The organism is Pollutimonas rozaliensis (assembly GCF_048751585.1).
Lineage (GTDB): Bacteria > Pseudomonadota > Gammaproteobacteria > Burkholderiales > Burkholderiaceae_B.
On record NZ_JAZHOB010000024.1, the window covers coordinates 1 to 807 of the forward strand.

Here is an 807-nt window from a genome sequence, read left to right on the forward strand (position 1 = left end):
CGGGGTGTTTGAGGAAGTGGAGGGCGAGGGCGATGCTGATGCGACCCCTCGAATCTCATCGCCGGGTGTCATCTTTCACGCGGCCACCGGCATCGATGCGGCTACCGTGGCCCCAGTGCAGACCACACTGCAAAAACGCATCCTGCGCGCCTTCGTTGCTCGGGGCCTGCTGGAGAACTGTGACGCCAAAGACATGCTGGGCTACAAACACAGCGGCTTCTCGGTGGACGCCGGTGTCTGCATCGAAGCCCACGACCGCGCTGCGCTGGAGCGGCTGCTGCGCTATTGCGCGCGTCCACCGTTTTCCATGGAGCGCCTACGCAAAGAGGGAAGCAAACTGGTGTACCGCTGTGCCAAACAGCGCAGCGAGCCCACCAGTGACAAGCGTGGTGCCAAGGCAGATGAGCTGCACCTCACACCGCTGGAACTGATCGACCGCATCGCCGCGCTGGTGCCACCGCCACGCACCCACCGGCACCGCTACTTTGGTGTGCTGGCACCAAACTCGCCGCTGAGAGCGGCGGTAACGGCGCTGGCTCAGCCTGCTGCGTCGCAACCAGCCACGGTGGAGACTGCACAACCTGGCGCGGGCGTACCTGGGGTGGCGGCGCCGGGCAACGCGGCCACACCCACACCCGAACCTGAAGCACGCCCGAAGCGAGCGGCGCATTACTTGTGGGCGGTGCTGATTGCCCGCATCTACGAGGCATTTCCGCTGCTGTGCCCCATGTGCGGTGGGCAGATGCGCATCATTGCCTTCATCACCCACAGCGCCGAAATCCGCCACATCCTGAACCACATCGGGGT

General features: G+C 64.8%; 1 pseudogene. It reads left to right on the forward strand.

Features of this window, described 5'->3' with window-relative positions:
- Positions 1–807, forward strand: a pseudogene (locus tag V0R37_RS21810) (IS91-like element ISCR8/ISPps1 family transposase); the annotation flags it as partial.